Annotated in this window: 14 protein-coding genes; 10 read left to right on the top strand and 4 right to left on the bottom strand. The window is 63.5% G+C overall.

Features of this window, described 5'->3' with window-relative positions; translation table 11 throughout:
- The first annotated feature begins 371 nt into the window (after nt 1-371).
- Nucleotides 372-1,115, top strand: coding sequence for an SDR family NAD(P)-dependent oxidoreductase (locus WD767_18510; GenBank protein ID MEX2618085.1), 744 nt, complete (start codon nt 372-374; stop codon nt 1,113-1,115).
- Nucleotides 1,116-1,132: 17 nt separating this feature from the next.
- Here WD767_18510 and WD767_18505 read toward each other — a convergent pair whose 3' ends face one another.
- Entirely contained in the window at nt 1,133-2,086 is a 954-nt protein-coding gene (locus WD767_18505; protein MEX2618084.1) for a succinylglutamate desuccinylase/aspartoacylase family protein, read from the bottom strand.
- A gap of 674 nt (nt 2,087-2,760) precedes the next feature.
- On the opposite strand from WD767_18505, the gene WD767_18500 reads away from it, so the two are divergent.
- The 9 genes from WD767_18500 (at nt 2,761) to WD767_18460 (ending at nt 11,518) form a co-directional block, all read left to right on the top strand.
- On the top strand, nt 2,761-2,973 hold the full coding sequence (locus tag WD767_18500) for a Flp family type IVb pilin (protein ID MEX2618083.1): 213 nt from the start codon (nt 2,761-2,763) through the stop codon (nt 2,971-2,973).
- A gap of 103 nt (nt 2,974-3,076) precedes the next feature.
- Nucleotides 3,077-3,610 (top strand): prepilin peptidase, encoded by a 534-nt coding sequence (locus tag WD767_18495; GenBank protein ID MEX2618082.1) that lies wholly within the window; start codon nt 3,077-3,079, stop codon nt 3,608-3,610.
- Between the two features lie 13 nt (nt 3,611-3,623).
- Nucleotides 3,624-4,664 (top strand): Flp pilus assembly protein CpaB, encoded by a 1,041-nt coding sequence (cpaB, locus tag WD767_18490; protein MEX2618081.1) that lies wholly within the window; start codon nt 3,624-3,626, stop codon nt 4,662-4,664.
- Nucleotides 4,664-6,058, top strand: a complete 1,395-nt coding sequence (locus WD767_18485; protein MEX2618080.1) for a type II and III secretion system protein family protein — start codon at nt 4,664-4,666, stop codon at nt 6,056-6,058. Before cpaB ends, WD767_18485 begins: the two co-directional genes overlap by 1 nt.
- Nucleotides 6,059-6,068: 10 nt before the next feature.
- Complete coding sequence (locus tag WD767_18480) at nt 6,069-6,677, top strand: CpaD family pilus assembly lipoprotein (protein ID MEX2618079.1); 609 nt, start codon at nt 6,069-6,071, stop codon at nt 6,675-6,677.
- Between the two features lie 2 nt (nt 6,678-6,679).
- Complete coding sequence (locus WD767_18475; protein MEX2618078.1) at nt 6,680-7,891, top strand: hypothetical protein; 1,212 nt, start codon at nt 6,680-6,682, stop codon at nt 7,889-7,891.
- Nucleotides 7,888-9,543, top strand: coding sequence for a CpaF family protein (locus WD767_18470; protein MEX2618077.1), 1,656 nt, complete (start codon nt 7,888-7,890; stop codon nt 9,541-9,543). Before WD767_18475 ends, WD767_18470 begins: the two co-directional genes overlap by 4 nt.
- Complete coding sequence (locus WD767_18465) at nt 9,540-10,544, top strand: type II secretion system F family protein (protein ID MEX2618076.1); 1,005 nt, start codon at nt 9,540-9,542, stop codon at nt 10,542-10,544. Before WD767_18470 ends, WD767_18465 begins: the two co-directional genes overlap by 4 nt.
- A complete protein-coding gene (locus WD767_18460; GenBank protein ID MEX2618075.1) occupies nt 10,541-11,518 on the top strand; it encodes a type II secretion system F family protein in 978 nt (325 codons plus the stop codon). Before WD767_18465 ends, WD767_18460 begins: the two co-directional genes overlap by 4 nt.
- A 20-nt stretch (nt 11,519-11,538) precedes the next feature.
- Here the strand turns inward: WD767_18460 and WD767_18455 are convergent, their stop codons facing one another.
- From WD767_18455 to WD767_18445, 3 genes are all read right to left on the bottom strand, one after another.
- On the bottom strand, nt 11,539-12,744 hold the full coding sequence (locus tag WD767_18455; GenBank protein MEX2618074.1) for an MFS transporter: 1,206 nt from the start codon (nt 12,742-12,744) through the stop codon (nt 11,539-11,541).
- A gap of 19 nt (nt 12,745-12,763) precedes the next feature.
- Complete coding sequence (locus WD767_18450) at nt 12,764-14,473, bottom strand: GMC family oxidoreductase N-terminal domain-containing protein (protein ID MEX2618073.1); 1,710 nt, start codon at nt 14,471-14,473, stop codon at nt 12,764-12,766.
- A 702-nt stretch (nt 14,474-15,175) separates the two neighbouring features.
- Nucleotides 15,176-15,727 carry a hypothetical protein gene (locus WD767_18445; GenBank protein ID MEX2618072.1) on the bottom strand — a complete coding sequence of 184 codons (552 nt, stop codon included), beginning with the start codon at nt 15,725-15,727 and terminating at the stop codon, nt 15,176-15,178.
- Nucleotides 15,728-15,866: the final 139 nt, after the last annotated feature.

The raw sequence follows: 15,866 nt of genomic DNA, 5'->3' as shown, positions 1-15,866 counted from the left end.
CGGGATGAGGCGGCTTTCTGCTCCTTCTCCTCCAGGGAGGAGAAGGTCGGGATGAGGAGGGACGGCGGGACGTTGTGAAAGTGGCGGATGTTAAGCGATGTTAATGAATGCTAACCGATTGACATTTTCCGGTCCCGTTTCGCTTGCGCCGCCGGGGCACGCGGCGTGCGGCTCCTTCTCCTCCGGGGAGGCTGAATCTTCCCAAAAGAAGATTCAGGTCGGGATGAGGAGGGGCGGCGGGACGTTGTTCAATTCGGATGCCGATAAATGCCAAATAAATGCCAATCGATGACAATGTCTGTAAGGTGTTGCGATGCGACAGGACAGTATCCGGGGCGGCGGCCCGGTCAACAAGGGGAGAAAGACAGGACATGACAACAAGGCTGGATGGCAAGCGCGCGGTGGTGACCGGCGGGGCGCAGGGATTCGGGCATGCGATCGTCACGCGGCTGAAGGAGGAAGGCGCGGAGGTCTGCATCTGGGACCATGACGCCGACCTGACGCAACAGGTCGTGGCGGATTTCGGCGGCGGCGTGCGGGGCGTGCGGGTCGATGTGACCGATACGGAGTCCATCGCGGCGGCGGTGGCGGAATCGACCGCGGGCGGCGGGCGGATCGATATCCTGGTCAACAATGCGGGAATCGCCGGGCCGAGCGCGAAGGTCTGGGAATACCCGGTGGACGAATGGCGGCAGGTGATCGAGATCGACCTGAACGGCGTTTTCTACTGTTGCCGCGCGGTGGTGCCGGTGATGCTGAAGACCGGTTACGGGCGGATCGTCAACATCGCCTCCATCGCCGGCAAGGAAGGCAACCCGAACGCGGCCCCCTACAGCGCGGCCAAGGCGGGCGTGATCGGGCTGACCAAATCGCTCGGCAAGGAACTGGCCGACACCGATATCCTGGTCAACTGCGTCACCCCGGCGGCGGCGAAGACCCGCATCTTCGACCAGATTTCGCAGGCGCAGGTCGATTACATGCTGTCCAAGATTCCCAAGGCGCGGTTTGTCGAGGTGTCGGAACTGGCGGCGATGGTCGCCTGGCTGTCGTCGGACGAATGCTCGTTTTCGACCGGCGCGGTGTTCGACATTTCCGGCGGCCGCGCGACGTATTAAACAAAGACTGGCGCTGTTTAACCGACGACCCGCGCAAACCTTACCGCCCGCATGCCCTTCTTCGCGCGGGCGTTGGGCATGACGAGGATGCAGTCGTCATGCGGCGTGACGATATCCGCGTCGCCGTCCCGGGCGATGACCGTGCCGGCGGCGGGGAAGTGTTCGAGGCCGTGAAACTCGTCGCGGAAGGCGAAGTCATGGCTTTGCGGTTCGACGGCGCCGGTGATCCGCAGCAGGCGTTGCGGCGCCGGCAACCGGTCGCTGACATGGCGGGCGAGGGTCGCCTGGTCGATGATGTCCAGCCCGCGCAGGAAGCGCAGCGCGGTATCCAGCGCGTTCACCGCCGTCTGCCGGGCCCAGTGCTGGCCGCATTCCACCAGCAGACCGGTGCGGGGGGTTTCCGGGTCGGCGAAGGGGCCGTAGTCGATCATCCGCTTGCGGCTGCGGCGCTTGCGGCCAAGGATGACATGCGCCGGGAAGCCGATGGCGCGGGCCAGCGCGGTTTCCTTCGGCTGGCCGGTGCAGAGCAGCAGCGCCGGGCAGTCGGTGCCCAGCGAGTGGATGTCGAGCAGGTGGTCGACCGTCTCCACGACGGGGCGCAGTTCCCGGGCGCGGCGCAGTTCGACCGTATCGCCCGGCCCGTCCAGCACCTCGTCGGCCCAGACGCGGTTGATGTCCTGGTCGATGCGGCGGTTGTCGCGCGGGCGGGCCGGATCGAAGCGGCGATAGGCGGCGTGATTGACGAAGGCCAGGGTCAGCCGGCCCCGGGCGGGCCGGATGTCGTGGCGGAACAGGTGGTCCAGCGCGATGGCGCCGCAGATCTCGTTGCCATGGGTGACGGCGTTGATCATGGCGTGCGGGCCGGGGCGGTCGCTGTCGAAGGTGGTGACGTAGTCGATACCGGTATTGCCCGCCCGGTAGGGGGCGATATCCGGCGCCGTGACCTCGATGGGGAAATCGCGTTTGGCCAAGGGGTCAGACCATATGCGCATACATCGGCCTGCCCGGCCGGGCGGCGCGCGCGTTCCGGCGCAGGCGGTCGGGCAGGCGGGCGATATCCTGCGGCGGGGGATAGAGGCTCATGTTCAGGCTCCTGGTCTGCATTGGCGCGTCGGTTCCGGGCGGGTTTGCGAACAGTATCGGCGCAAAAAGGCGTCGTGCAAACCGGCGTTTTCCGCCGAAAGACGGTTGTGCGACAGGCCCGGCGAATTTTTTTCGGCTCCGGCGGCGGTGCCGTCCGGTCGCGGAACGCGGCGGCCGGGGTGCTGAATTTCCGATGCGGCGCCGGCCTGTTCGCTTCCGGGAAGGGGCGCGGTTTTCTTCATCTTTTTCTAACCATGTAACGGGTTGGAAAGCCGATGCAAAAAATGATCGAATCAATTTTCGGCAATTTTTCGGAACAATAAAGAATTAATAAATATAAATTAAAATATAATAAATAATATTTAATATTAAATAAAAATAACAAAACACTTTGTTATTCATAATAATTGGAAACGATAGTTGTTGACCTGTTCAGTAAATAGGTTAAATGATGCGGCACGTTCGCTGATGAATTCAGTCGAGACGAATTTTCATCCGGTCTGCGTTGCATGAGGGCAGATCGTTTAAATGGCCGACAGGTCGACTACTGAGGAGTGTCACTATGTTTCGCAACAAGTTCGAGGAACTGCTTACAGACGAATCCGGCGCGACGGCCATTGAATACGGCCTGATCGCCGCGCTTGTGTCGGTTGCCGCCATTGGCGCCCTGAGCGCGATGGGTACGTCCCTGGAAGGTATTTTCACGACCGTTTCCGATCAGCTCGGTTCCGCGGTCGATAGCGCCGGAACAACCGAAGAACCGGTGGTGGAATAACAATTACCGTTATTCCACGCACGGAGAAATCCCCGGGGCGGCGGTTGCCGCCCCGGACTTTCCCAAACAGACATTTCACGCCGTTATCCGGGGAGGGGCGCCCATGATATTCGACAGTCAGACGGAGACCCTGGTCTTCGGCGTCGCGGTGGGCGATATTTTTCGCTACGCTGTCGTTCTCGGCTTCTCCGGGTTGCTGATTGCCGCCGCCGTCACGGATCTGCGGCGTTTCATTATTCCCAATTCGCTTGTTGTCGCGCTGCTGGCGCTGTGGCCCTTCTCGGTCGCGCTGAGCGGCTTTCCGCCCGTCGGCGGCGCGCTGCTGTGCGCGCTGGCGGTTTTCGTTCTGGCCGCCGGGTTGTTCATGGTCGGGTTCATGGGCGGCGGCGATGTCAAGCTGCTGACGGTCCTGGCGCTGTGGGCCGGCATGGATGGGGTAGAGGGGCTGTTTGTGATGCTCCTGCTGACCAGCGTCGCCGGCGGCGCGCTGTCCGTTCTCTGGGTTTCGCGCTGGCGTCCCAGGATTGCGCCCCTGATCGGCTGGGCCGAAGGGCTGCGCGACAACAGGCATATTCCCTATGGCGTCGCGATCGCCGCCGGCGGTCTGACCGTCGCCAGGCGTCTCTGGGTCGGCTGAGGAGGCCCAGGCCATGCGTGCAAGAACACTGATGCTGTTGATGTTTGCCCTGATTGCGGCGGGCGGGACATATGTCCTGGCGCAGAACTGGATCGACACCCAGCGCGGTGCGCTGAACCAGGTGGCGAAGCAGGCGGAACCCAAGCTGGCGCCGACGATTGAAGTCCTGGTGGCGGCTTCGGAACTGACCGCCGGACAGTTCATCAAGGCGCCGAACCTGCGCTGGCAGACCTGGCCGAAGGAAGGCGTTTCCGAGGCGTACTTCGTAAAGGGCCGGAAATACCCCGCCAAAAACGAACAGGGCGAAAAGGTCGAAATGGATATCGTCGAGGCCTTTGTCGGGTCGGTGGTTCGCAGCCGGATAAGCGCGGGCGAGCCGATTTCGGATGGCCGCGTCGTGCGACCCGGCGAGCGCGGCTTCCTGGCGGCGGTTCTGGGCGCCGGCAACCGGGCAATTTCGGTGCCGATCAATGCGACCACCGGGATCGCCGGGTTCGTTTTCCCCGGCGACAGGGTGGATCTGCTGCTGACCCATACGATTCCTGAAAGCCTGGACAGCGACACGGTGCGCCGGGCGACGGAAACGGTGCTGAGCGACATCCGGGTCCTCGCCGTCGACCAGCGGACGGACGATTCCGAGGGCAAGGCCACGCTCGCGAAAACCGCGACGCTTGAAGTCACGCCGAAACAGGCGGAAATCATTTCCGTCGCCAACGAACTGGGCCGGTTGTCGCTTTCGCTGCGCAGCCTGGCCCAGAGCGAGGCGACCGACGACATCCGTCCCGCCGGCCGGGCCCATACCTGGGATACCGAGGCGAGCCGCCTGATCCCGCGCAAGAGCACGTCCAATGTCGTGGCGGTCAAGGTCGTGCGCGGCGGCGCGACCTCATCGGTGAATTTCCAGCGGTCGGGCAGCCAGGGTTACGTCGCAACGGGCGGCGAAACCCAGGGCTATGTCGCCACCGGCGGCGGGGCCTCCCTCCAGAATGCCGCGAGCCAGACCGTGACGAAAAGCGCCGGGGCGCCGGCGAACCTGATCCAGAAGGTGAATTGATGAAACGATTTCTGCTCCTGTTGATTCTGGCGCTGCTGCCGACGTTTCAGGCCATGGCGGCAACCGAACTGCCGCGGGTACGGATCGTCGACGCGGATCCGGAGCCGGTATTCCTGGAAGCGAACAAGGGCCAGCTGCTGCGCCTTGTCCGTCCGGTGGACACCGTCTTCATCGCCGAGCCCGGGATCGCCGACGTCCAGCTCAAATCGCCGACCCTGATCTACATCTTCGGCCGGCGTCCGGGCGAAACCACGCTCTTCGCCGTCGACAAGAAGGAAATGGTGATTCTCAACACGCGGGTCGTCGTCTCGCACAACCTGACTCGCCTGAAGGACATGATCGACGCGTTCCTGCCGCAGGGCATGATCGATGTCCGGTCGATAGAGGGAACGGTCGTCATGCGCGGCGCGGTCAAGAGCGCCGAGCAGGCGGAAAACCTGCGCCTTCTCGCCACCCGTGTGCTGGGCGAGAACGGCGAGATCATCAACCAGGTCCGGGTGACCGGGCCGAACCAGGTCAACCTGCGGGTCCGGATCGCCGAAATCAGCCGCGAACTGAACAAGCAGCTCGGCATCAACTGGGACATCGTCCGCACCGCCGGAAACCTTGCGGTCGGCATCGCGGTCGGCAATCCCGCCGGTGCGATCGGCGCGCTGGCGACCCAGGCCGGAACGGCAAACAGCCTGACCGCCAGCCTGTCGAACGGCAGTTTCGATATCAACGCGCTGGTCGACGCCCTGGACGATGAGGGCCTTATCTCGATCCTCGCCGAGCCGAACCTGACGGCGATGTCCGGCGAAACGGCCAGTTTCCTCGCCGGCGGCGAGTTCCCTATCCCGGTGGCGCAGGATGAAGGAGCGGTTACCATCGAGTTCAAGAAGTTCGGCGTCAGCCTCGCCTTCACGCCGACATTGCTGAATTCCGGGCGGATCAACATGCGGGTCCGGCCGGAAGTGAGCCAGCTTTCCTCCGCCGGCGCGGTGCAGGTGACGGGGTTCAATATTCCCGCCTTGACCACGCGGCGGGCGGAAACCACGGTGGAACTCGGCAGCGGCCAGAGCTTCGCCGTCGCCGGTCTGCTGCAGGCGACCACCAACCAGTCGGTCGAGGAGTTTCCCGGGCTGGCGCAACTGCCGGTCATCGGGCCGCTGTTCCGTTCGACGCAGTTCCAGAAATCCGAAAGCGAACTGGTGATTATCGTGACGCCCTATGTCGTCCGGCCGGTCAGCACGCAGCTGGCATCGCCGACGGACGGGTTCTCGCCGCCGCATGACGCGGAGCGTGTGCTGTACGGCGCCAATTACCGGTCCGCCCCCGCGGGGCCAAGTTTCTCGCCCCTCGACAATGAAGGCTCTCCCGGTCTTATCGGGCCAGCCGGTTTCGTACTGGATTAAGGAGCAACCGATGCGCGTGCTGGCCATGATTTTCGTGCTGTTCGTCTTTGCGGGTTGCAAGGCGACCGCCGACAGGACCGTGACCGAATACAAGAAGGTCAACAAGGTGGAATTCGTTCAATTCGATCACGACGTGATGTACCCGAACGGCGACGCCCGCCCCTCGGCCAGGGAAGAGGAGCGCCTGAATGCGTTCCTGCAGAACATCCAGGCGGGGTCCGGCGATACGGTGCTGGTCGCCGGCGGATCGCCGGAACAGCGCAAGGTGCTGGGCGCGCATCTGGCCTATAACCGTCTGGAGGTCCAGGACGCGGCCGCCAATGGCGCGCCGGGCCGGGTTCGGGTCATCGTCGAACGCTACGTCGTGACGCCGCCGACCTGCCCGGACTGGAGCAAGCCGGTCGGCGAGGATTCGGAAAACACGCCGGGCGCCAATTTCGGCTGCGCCAATACCGCCAATCTGGGCATGATGGTGGCGAATCCGGGCGATCTGCTACGCGGACGAAACCCGGGTCCTGCGGACGGCACGGCGGTATCGGCCGGAATCAAGCGGTATCGGGACGGCAAGGTTCGCGAGCTCCTGGAAGACGACCGGATCACGGCGTTTACGGGGAACTGACGATGACGGCGTTAGCCAGCCAGAGTCAGCAGGTCGCGACGAAGGGCGCCGGCGGCAGCGTCGCCGCCCTCAGCACGATCGTTGCGTTCACGCAGGATGAGTCGACGCAGGAAGCCCTGACCCGGCTGGCGGAAAAGGGGCTGATGCCGCATGCGTCTGTCGTGCCCGGCGGGTTGTCCACGGCGGTTACGACGGGCATGCCGGACTGTACCGTGCTGCTGGTCGATATTTCGGATTCACCCGACCCCGTTGCCGATATCCATCACCTTTCGGGGCTCGGTTCGGCGCAGATCGTCGCGACCGGCCCGGTCAACGACGTCACCCTGTACCGGGCGCTGATCGACGCCGGCGCAACCGATTACGTCGTGGTGCCGGTCGTGCCGGAGGAACTGGCCCGCGCCCTGACGGTGAAGCGGCGCGAGGAACGAAGCGACACTGTCGCGGAAACCTCCATGGCCACCGCGGTGATCGGCGCGCGGGGCGGGGTCGGCGCGACGACGATAGCCGTCAGCATCGCCTGGCTGCTGGCGCATGAATACAAGCAGCGCACCGCGTTGCTGGACCTGGATCTGCAATTCGGCACCTGCGCCCTTGCGCTCGACCTGCTGCCGGGCCGGGGCCTGCGCGAAGTGCTGGAAAGCCCCGACCGCATCGATTCGATGTTCGTGTCGAGCGCGATGGTCAATGAAAGCGACACCCTGTTCGTGCTCGGCGGCGAGGAGCCGCTGGAGGAAGCGCTGTATCTGAACCCGAACGGCATCGGCATCCTGTTCGCGGCCATCCAGCCCGACTTCGCCAATATCGTCATCGACCTTCCCCGCACCATGGTGACGGGCCAGCGTTCGCTGCTCGAAAAAATGACCAGCATCCTGATCGTGAGCGACCTGTCCCTCTCGGGCATGCGCGACACGGTGCGCCTGAAGGCGCTGGCGCGGGAATCGGCGCCGGATGTGGCGGTCGATGTCATCATCGCCGAGGGGCAGGACCGCCGGAACACGATCAGCAAGGCCGATTTCGAGCGCGGCATCGAAGGCAAGATCGCGCATGTGGTGCCGTTCGACGCCCGCACCGCAGACGAGGCGGCGTCCAACGGCCGGGCGGTGCCCGAATCCGGCGGCAGCCGCCGGCCGCTGGTGAAGTCCCTGCGGCAGATTACCGGGCGCGTTGCGCTTGAGTGCAAACCCAAAGTTCGCCGGAGGTGGTTTGGAAAATGACCGACGGAGCCGTCCTGACATTTCCAAAGGGAGCATCGGGCGACAACGCCCGCATCCTGGAAATCGTGCGCGCCGAAATTCCGGCGGAATCCCTGAAGGGGCAGAATCGCGGCGTGATTGCCCGCCAGGTGAAGGTCATCGTGGACCGGGAAATCGCGGCGTCCGGCGCCGTCATGAACCTGTTGCAGCAGCGCGACATGGTGACGGAAATCGTCAATACGCTGCATGTGGCGCAACCCGCCCGGCCCGTGGCCCCGGAATCGGTCGGCCAGCGTTTTCCCGATACCGCCGCGGTGGCGCGCCCGACGGCATCGTCGATTGCCGCGCTGATGCTGGCGCCGGAATCGGACGAGACCATCGACCAGGATCCGAAAGCCCGGAGCCATAACAAGAGCAGGGAAAGCGTCGAGGAAGCGGCGCTGCGCGTCCGTCCGATCCTGCTGGAACGGATCGATCCGGTCGCCGCGATGAAACTGACCCGCAAGGAACTGGCCCGGCAGGTCGGCGAAATCGTCGGCGAACTGCTGCATGAGGAAAGTATCCAGCTCAACCAGCTGGAACAGCGCGACCTCGTCACCACGCTGGTCAACGACATGATGGGCCTGGGCCCGCTGGAGCAGTTGCTGGCGGACGAGAAGGTGACCGATATCATGGTCAACGGTCCGAAGCAGGTCTATATCGAAAAAGGCGGCAAGCTTACGCTGACCGACATTACCTTCCGCGACAACGCCCATCTGCAGGGGATCGCGTCGCGTATCGTGACCCGGATCGGGCGGCGCGTCGATGAGACCAGTCCGATGTGCGACGCGCGTCTGGAAGATGGCAGCCGCGTCAACATCATCATTCCGCCGCTGGCGATCGATGGCGCGTCGATTTCCATCCGCAAGTTCGCGAAGAAGAAAATCACCCTGGACACCATGGCGCGGCAGAAGAATATCTCCGACCAGATGGCGACGGTGATGAAGATCGCCGCCCGGTGCCGGCTGAATATCCTGATTTCCGGCGGTACCGGTTCCGGCAAGACGACCCTGCTGAACGCGTTCAGCCGCATGATCGACCAGGGCGAACGGATCGTGACAATCGAGGACGCGGCGGAACTGCAGTTGCAGCAGCCGCATGTGGTGCGGCTGGAAACCCGCCCCGCGAACCTCGAGGGACACGGGGAAGTCAGTATCGGCGACCTGTTGCGGAACTCGCTGCGCATGCGGCCCGACCGTATCATTCTCGGCGAGTGCCGCGGCGCGGAGGCGGTCGACATGCTGCAGGCGATGAATACGGGTCATGAGGGATCGATGTCGACGATCCACGCCAACCGCCCGCGCGAGGCGCTGACGCGCCTAGAGAACATGTTCGGCATGGCCGGGATGAACATGCCGATGCATGCGGTGCGGACCCAGATTGCCTCGGCGCTGGACATGATCGTGCAGGTCAGCCGGATGCGCGACGGCATCCGTCGGGTGACCCATGTCACGGAAGTCGTCGGCATCGAGGGCGAGACCATCACGATGCAGGATCTGTTCACGTTCGAATACGAGGGCGAGGACCGCGACGGCATGCTGATGGGGACATTCAGGTCCTCGGGGCTGCGGCCGGCATTCTCCGAGAAAGCGGCCTATTACGGCCTCGAACGGCCGCTGGTTGAAGCGATATGATGGATCGACTGCAGGCACTGGGTGTTCTCGACTGGCAGGCCGCCGCGATGATGGCGTCCGCGATGGCGACGGTATGCCTGCTGATCTTCGTTGTGTCCTCCGCGACCAACCGGGCGCGCAAACGGCGCGAACGCCGGCTGGCCCGCGCCGCGCTACCGTCCACCGCGCGCCGGATACAGCAGAATGTCGGCAGCCTGCGCCGCAAGAACGATGCCGGCGCCATGGAAACCGCGATCGGCAAGCTGGTGCCCAGGCCCCAGGAACTCCAGAAGCGGCTGGCGCAGACCGGCTATCCGCTGCGTATCGGCCATTACGCCATGGCGGTTGCCGCGATAGCCGTCGCCAACGGCTTTTCGGTCTGGGCGACGCTCGGCATGCCGGTTGGCGTCGCGGTGCTGCTTGGCATCGCATCGGGGGTCGCGGTCCCGCAAATGCTGGTCACGAAAATGATCAAGCGCCGGCAGGCGAAATTCACCAAGGAATTCCCCGAAGGGATCGACGTGATCGTGCGCGGGCTGCGCGCGGGGCTTCCCGTTTCGGAATCTATCGTCAATGTGGGCCGCGAACTGACCGGTCCTGTCCGGGACATTTTCGCGGCGATTGCCGAGCGGCTGAATTTCGGCGATCCCGTCGAACAGGCGGTCAGCGAGGTGACCTGCATGATGGATACGCCGGAGCTGAAGTTCTTCGGAATCAGCCTGTCGATCCAGCGCGAAACCGGCGGTAATCTGGCCGAAACCCTCTCGAACCTGGCCGACATCCTGCGCCGGCGGCGGCAGATGAAGCTGAAGATCAAGGCGCTGTCGTCGGAAGCGCGCGCCAGCGCCTATATCCTGGGATCGCTGCCCTTCGTGATGTTCGGACTGCTGTATATGGTCAACAACAAATACGTCATGCAGCTGTTCGAGGATCCGCGCGGCGTCGTGATGGTCAGCGTCGGACTGGTCATGATCTTCTGCGGCGCCTTCGTCATGGCCCGAATGGTGAATTTCGAGATATGAATATTGAAGCACTGCTTGCCCAGGGCCCGGTGACGGGAACCCATATCGCGCTGGTCGCCGCGGCGGCGGCGTTTTTCGCCGTCATGGCCTTCTGGCGCACATTGCTGGAACGCACGCCGGTATACCGCCGGATCAACGCGCTGGCGGGCCGCCGCGAGGTCTTGCGGCAGGGGCTGCTCGTCTCGCAGCGGCGCGGCGCGGCGACGAGCCGCGGCGTCGGCATCGCCCGGCAGATCGTCGATACACTCAAGCTAAAGCGCGGCGAGACAGCCGAGCAGGCGGCGAGAAAGCTGGTCCGCGCCGGTTTCCGGTCGAGCGACGCGGTCGTCGTCTACCTGGCGCTCAAACTGTGCCTGCCGCTGGCCTTCGGCGCGGTGGCCGCGATTGCGTTCTACAGCCTCGATATCATGTCGCTCGGCAAGCAGATGAAGCCCGTCGCGGCGATCCTGTCGGTCCTGGCGGGGTTCTACCTGCCGGAACTGATCGTCAGGAACATGGCGGACAAGCGACGGGAAAAGCTGGTCAAGGCGCTGCCCGACATGCTCGACCTCATGGTGATCTGCACCGAGGCGGGCTCCAGCCTCGATGCCACGCTGTTCCGCGTCTCCCGCGAACTCCGCCACGCTTCGCCGGAAATGGCGGAAGAAGTGGAACTGACCGGCATCGAGCTTGGCTTCCTGCCGGACCGGCGCCAGGCCTTCGACAATTTCTGCGCCCGGACCGGAATCAAGCATATCGACGCCCTGGTCAGCACCCTGGTCCAGACCGAAAAATACGGCACGCCGCTGGCCCAGTCGCTGCGGGTGCTGGCCCGCGAGTTGCGCGACGAACGGCTGATGGAAGCCGAATCCAAGGCCGCCCGCCTGCCGGCGACGCTGATGATTCCGATGGTCATCTTCATCCTGCCGTCCCTGTTCGTCGTGCTGATCGGGCCGGGCGCGCTGAAAATCATCGACGGGTTCAGCAAGCTTTAGGCGGGCTCGCACAGCGCGGATCAATTCCGCTGCAGCAGTTGCGTCAGCCCGGTCACGCCCGCGCCGATGGCGAACAGCCCATAGGCAAGCTGGTAGCTGCCGCCCAGCGCCAGGATGCCGCTGAACACCAGCGGCCCGGTCACCACGGCGGTAAAGCATACGAACAGGTAGCCGCCCATGATATAGCCGACCTGGTCGGCGGGAATGGCGCGCGATACCTCCGCCATGCCGACGCCGTTCCAGCCCGACGCCGTCGACCCGATCAGCAGCGCCACCGCGTAGAAGGCGGCGACGGGCGTGTCCTTCGTGAACAGCGCCAGCGCGATACAGCCGCCGCACATCAGCAGCCCGGCGATACCCAGCAGTTTCACCGGCGGGATGAGCCCGTCGGCGATAACGCCGAGCCCCGGCCTCGCGACCACGCCGGCCATATGCGCCGCCGCGTAGATTCCGGCGGCCTGTGCGCTGGACAGGCCGATTTCCTGGTACAGATACGCGACGAGAAAGGTCGAGAGCGCGAACTGGATATAGATGAAGGACAGCGAGGCGATGCACATCCGCCGTGTCCGGCGTTCGGACAGAACCGCGCGCAGCGGCGTAAGGGGGGAGCGCAGGGCGCGCGCCGGCCCCTGCGCCGCGCGGCCGGAATCCCAGTTCCGCTTCATGCCCTGCATCAACACCATGGCGACGATGCAGACAGCGCCGATACCGACCAGCGAGGCGCGCCAGCCGAACGGTTCCACCAGCACGATGACCACCCCGCCGGCCAGCACGCTGCCGAGCGGCATGCCGGACTGCTTGAGCGAGAAGGCGATATTGCGGAACCGGTCCGGCGTATAGCGGGCGAGGATTTCCGAACTGGCCGCCGAATTCGGCCCGTAGGCGATGCCCAGCAGAAGCCCGCCGACGAACAGCGCCGCCACGCCGGACAGGGCGATCATGGCGATGCCGACCGCGCCCAGCGCCAGGCAGAACTGCACCGCGCCGACCGCGCCGAACCGGCCGATCACGGCGCCGCTCCACAGCGAGCAGATCATCGAGGCGCTGAACATCACGCCGGTGAAGACGCCGATGGACCGCGCCTCGACGCCCAGCTCCGCCCCCGCGATGGGCGCGATGACCGGCACCACAAGCACGCTGAGGGACAGCAGCCCCTGTACGCAGAGCAGCGCCGTCATGGGAATGACGAAACCGAATCCCTGCGGCCGTGAACCCGTCTCCGTCACCCCGGATTATCCTTCTGTGTCAACGCCCCGAAACGATGGCGTCGGCGATTTTTTCCGCCGTCATGATGGTCGGAATATTGGTGTTGGCGCAGGGCACGCGCGGGAAGATCGAGGCGTCGACAACCCGCAGGCCCTGAATGTCGCCGCGCACCCGGCCGGTGGCGGTCGTCACCGCCATCGGGTCGCCGTCGCGCCCCATCCGGCAGGTGCAGGACGCATGCCAGACCCCGGTGACCGTGCGCCGGACATAGGATTCCAGCGCGTCGTCATCGGTCATCAGCATCTCCATGCTGTCGCCCTCTGTGATCACCTTTTCGATCAGCGAGCCGCGCATCCAGGCCGGCCCGTCCATCAGCCTGCCGGCGACGCCGGTGATGAATTTGTTGCGCGGGGTGACCACGGCGACCTTGCGGACCTTTTCGCTGTAGCTGGAGGGGAAGGTGTTGCTGCTCGCCGCCTGCATGGAAGGCGTCGCGTAGAGCCGGCCCAGCATCCGCACCGTTTTCATCAGCCGGTCGACATCGCGCCGGTCCGACAGCATGTTGAATTCGACGGTCGGTTCTGCCCGCCAGTCCCTGGAGTTAAGCTGCACCTGCCCGGTGGAATAGGTCTTGTTGACGAAGGCAAGCGTCGATCCCAGCCGTTCGCCGACCGGATGCCAGGCCGATTTCGCAATCGTGGCGACGAACATGTCGCCCTGCGGACAGTCATCAAGCTGCGAGGAAAACCGCAGCCCCACATGGATATGCCGCCGCGTCGCCGGGTCGAGCCGCGATTCCGGCGGCAGGTAGGCGGAAATCGCCACGGTGGGGTGTTCCATCAGGTTCTGGCCGACCCCGGCCAGCGCCGAGCGGACCTCGATCCCCATGTCCTTCAGATGCCCGACCGGGCCGATGCCGGACCGCAGCAGCATGGCCGGCGAATGCAGCGCGCCGCAGCACAGGATGATTTCCTTCGCGTGGAGGGTTTCGGTCCGGCCCCTGTGGTTGCTGACGACGCCGATGGCCTTCATGCCCTCGAACAGGATCTCCTGCACCCGCGTTTCGGCGCGGATTTCCAGGTTCTTGCGCATCCTTGTGCCCGGGTCCAGATAGCCGATGGCGGTCGATACCCGGCGGTCATAGGCATTGGAAATCGCGATCGGGAAATAGCCGTCGCGGAATTCGCCGTTCTGGTCGGGAAGGTATTCGAAGCCGAGCGCCTTGTAGCCTTCCGCCGCCGCCTTCGCGTAGCCGGACCACAGATCGTCGAACAGCCGGCGGATCGGGATGCGGCCCTGATTGCCGTGATATTTCGCGTCGTCGGGGAAGTCCAGGTCCCGCTCCAGCTTGCGGAAATAGGGCAGCACATCGTCCCAGCCCCAGCCTTCCGCGCCCATGTCGCGCCAGTCGTTGTAATCGTGCGGGGCGCCGCGATTGGCCATCTGCCCGTTGATCGACGAACCGCCGCCCATCACCCGCGCCTGTTCGTACTGGCGCAGCGGCGGGCGCTGGCCGGGGTCGTTATGGCTGACCGGCTGGATATGGACCTTCAGGTCGTTCCAGATGAATTTCGGGTTGAAAAAGGCCGTGCCCGGATAGGAATCCAGAATCTCCTCCGGCACCTTGCCATGCGGGGTGTCGATGCCGGCTTCCAGCAACAGCACTTTATTGGCGCTCTTCGCCGACAGCCGGTTCGCCATGACCGATCCCGCCGATCCGCCGCCGATGATGATGTAATCGTAACTCATGTCTGACCTGTTTCCCCGATAGGCGTTTCAGGGCGTCCGCCCCGTTTGGCCGCAATCATATGACTTCCCGCATCCCGCGCAATCGATACCCGCGCATGCCTGCCGTGCCGCCGGCCGGAAAAAACACCGATCCGGTTGGCTTTTGTTTGTATCGGCCATCCGTGCCCTCACGGCCGCGCCCGGATCCCGGATCGGGGTCCGGGATGACTGTTGCGCCAACCTCGCACGCCCTCGCTTGTCCCCACGGCACGCCCTCGTTTGTCACCCCGCACTCGACACTGCGGGGCCCGGGTGCGCTGCGGCAGGGCGGAAAAATTTGCGGGGGCTTAACATCGATTAACATCGGTTATCATTCGTCTGGCCCGGACGTATATCGCCCTGCCGCCGGAATAGCGAACACGAAGGGCGGCAGGCATGCGGAATTGCCATTATGGCATAAAATAGGAAAAAAAGCAATATTTTCGACTGTGCCGATAAAAGATTTATCGTGGTGACCACACCAGCTTTGCCGGGTCGTATCACGCCCTGCTAAAGCGTTCGATCATTGGTACGTATCACCACATCGGCATAACGCATATGTCCCGCTACCTGCGCGAACGGGAACTCATGTGGAATACTCGAAAGGCTACGGATTGTGAACGCTTGGTGCAGGCAGTTAAGGGGGCGAAAGGGAAGCGGCCGATATATCGGAGAAAATAAACGCTATGTTGCCATCAGCCCGCTTTCAGAGCCTTCCGCTTCCGACTGGATTATTTCACCTGTCTTTGAAACCACCGGGTCGACTAACCGCTTTATTTTCGGGATTAAGTTTCCAAATACGAGTAGCGGGAAGTAAAGGAAGACAACCGCAATCGGGGACTTCAATACTACCATTTTTACCAAAGCCAGCAGCGCTAAATTAACATGCATTAGGACTTCACGCCGCGTTTCAGCGTCTTCTATTTGATCGACAGCCCTGAGTAGCTCGGACTGTCCACTCTCATGCTGTTTCTTATCCATAATGACGACGTACAACAGGTGGGGGATCGTCAACTCATGTGAATACCGAATTGCCTTTTGGAGTGATCTCCGAATAGTCCTGTATTGCGGGCTGTCGAAGGAAAGCTTCCCAGAGTCAGCTAAGTCGAATATGGCGTCACGATGTTCGAATACGCTCTGACGGGCAACGTCAGTGCAGATCCATTGCCACGGCCCGTAAATAAGGATTCCTAAAAGGAGCAAAACCGACCCGCCAACAATAGCGTCAAAATACATCAGGCTATCTCCTATCGTTTGGGTTCGTCTGGCCTCTGGTGGTTAAATTGGAACTTGTTCGATGCGGGTCCTTAGCCGTTTCCAAGGATGTGTCCGATTGTCTGTGTAAGTGACGCCATGGGTAACATGCTTTCCGGCC

Source organism: Alphaproteobacteria bacterium (genome assembly GCA_040905865.1).
In the GTDB taxonomy this organism is placed as follows: Bacteria; Pseudomonadota; Alphaproteobacteria; order UBA8366.
Note: the sequence above shows the minus strand (reverse complement) of the source record. Positions and strands in the feature narration are given on the sequence as shown.

Excerpts from the sequence above, each read along its gene's own strand:
- WD767_18510 (MEX2618085.1), top strand. The coding sequence starts at position 372 with ATGACAACAAGGCTGGATGGCAAGCGCGCGGTGGTGACCGGCGGGGCG.
- WD767_18500 (MEX2618083.1), top strand. The coding sequence starts at position 2,761 with ATGTTTCGCAACAAGTTCGAGGAACTGCTTACAGACGAATCCGGCGCG.
- WD767_18495 (MEX2618082.1), top strand. The coding sequence starts at position 3,077 with ATGATATTCGACAGTCAGACGGAGACCCTGGTCTTCGGCGTCGCGGTG.
- cpaB (MEX2618081.1), top strand. The coding sequence starts at position 3,624 with ATGCGTGCAAGAACACTGATGCTGTTGATGTTTGCCCTGATTGCGGCG.
- WD767_18485 (MEX2618080.1), top strand. The coding sequence starts at position 4,664 with ATGAAACGATTTCTGCTCCTGTTGATTCTGGCGCTGCTGCCGACGTTT.
- WD767_18480 (MEX2618079.1), top strand. The coding sequence starts at position 6,069 with ATGCGCGTGCTGGCCATGATTTTCGTGCTGTTCGTCTTTGCGGGTTGC.
- WD767_18475 (MEX2618078.1), top strand. The coding sequence starts at position 6,680 with ATGACGGCGTTAGCCAGCCAGAGTCAGCAGGTCGCGACGAAGGGCGCC.
- WD767_18470 (MEX2618077.1), top strand. The coding sequence starts at position 7,888 with ATGACCGACGGAGCCGTCCTGACATTTCCAAAGGGAGCATCGGGCGAC.
- WD767_18465 (MEX2618076.1), top strand. The coding sequence starts at position 9,540 with ATGATGGATCGACTGCAGGCACTGGGTGTTCTCGACTGGCAGGCCGCC.
- WD767_18460 (MEX2618075.1), top strand. The coding sequence starts at position 10,541 with ATGAATATTGAAGCACTGCTTGCCCAGGGCCCGGTGACGGGAACCCAT.
- WD767_18450 (MEX2618073.1), bottom strand. The coding sequence starts at position 14,473 with ATGAGTTACGATTACATCATCATCGGCGGCGGATCGGCGGGATCGGTC.
- WD767_18445 (MEX2618072.1), bottom strand. The coding sequence starts at position 15,727 with ATGTATTTTGACGCTATTGTTGGCGGGTCGGTTTTGCTCCTTTTAGGA.